Origin of the sequence: Rhizobium giardinii bv. giardinii H152 (assembly GCF_000379605.1) — a bacterium.
Taxonomy (GTDB): domain Bacteria; phylum Pseudomonadota; class Alphaproteobacteria; order Rhizobiales; family Rhizobiaceae; genus Pararhizobium; species Pararhizobium giardinii.
The window spans coordinates 1-1,205 of sequence record NZ_KB902633.1; the positions used below are offsets into that span (position 1 = coordinate 1).

Consider the following 1,205-nt stretch of genomic DNA (forward strand, 5'->3'; position numbering starts at 1 on the left):
TCGCCTCGGCGAACCATACTGCAACGAGGCCGCCAAATGCGCCAAACGTAAAGACATCCCCATGCGAGAACTTAATTACGTTCATCACACCGAAAAAGATCGTGAATCCCATCGCCACAAGACCGTAGACGGTGCCTTGCATCAGGCCATTTATTATATGTTGGATCCAAGTAGCCATAATAACCTACCACGCGATGGAAATTAACGAGAGCACAGACATCGACGACATCACTGCAGCCTCTTCAATTTACGCTTTCCGCTCGCATATTCGCTATCTTCCCAAACGATCCATTTTCCGTCCTGGACGATGTATTTGGTGGTCTGAAGCGTTACGTTCTGACCATGATCGTCGAAGGTGATCGGTCCCACGATGGACGGGCGATCTTTTGTCTTGCCGAGCTCCGCGGTCACGTCAGCTCTTGTTGGTCCGACTTTCTCGATCGCCTCCAGAACAAGCATCGTCGCAGCGTAGGAGAAATGGCCGTAGGCCTCGGGGGCTTCCTTAAAGCCGGATGCCTGGTATTTCTCTAAAAAGAACTTGCCGCCGGCCGTTTGCGATAGTGGGGGGCTGTCGTAGAACGCAATGGTGCCTTCTGCCAACTCGGGTCCTACCGCATTGATATAGGCATCGCCCATGATCGCAGAATTTCCTTCAAACTGCGCCTTGATCCCCAACTTCTCCATTTGCGTTCTTAGTCTGGCGCCAAGGGGGACCAGTCCCCCGAAGTAAACCACTTCAGGGTTCAGCTCTTTTACTTTTGTGAGCTCGGCGGAAAGATCCTGCTGGTCCGGCGGGACACTAAAAGTCGCAAGGATTTCGCCGCGTTCCTCGCCCGTATAGAGGCTAAAGTATTTGGTGGTCGATTTGCCAAAGTCGGTTGAATCAGCAAAGGCGACGAAGGTCTTGTAACCCGCCTCCTTCATGAACTTTGCGCCGACCTTGTTCTGACCAATCAGCGCACCCGTGACGCGATTGACCTCGGGATAGTCATTGCCATAGGTGATGTCTGGAAGCACAGCGGCCCATACAACCATCGGCAGCTTGTAACGATTGAAGATGTCAATGGCAGCCATCGCAGTTGAAGAGCAGTAGAACGGTATTGCCGCAATAATCGACTGGTCAACCGCCGCCTTGGTCACAACCTGGACCCCGACGTTGGGCTTGCATTCATCGTCGAGCGCCACGAGCTCATACTCGTAGTTAG

At 52.9% G+C, this 1,205-nt stretch carries 2 protein-coding genes; both read right to left on the reverse strand.

The genetic code is table 11. The annotated features are described in order from the left end of the window. Positions 1 to 178: ABC transporter permease subunit (locus tag A3AY_RS41060; protein WP_420864892.1), on the reverse strand; the 178-nt coding region annotated here is incomplete at its 3' end. Between the two features lie 50 nt (positions 179 to 228). Next, positions 229 to 1,205 (reverse strand): branched-chain amino acid ABC transporter substrate-binding protein (locus tag A3AY_RS0111805; protein ID WP_018325879.1); only part of this gene is annotated, 977 nt, incomplete at its 5' end.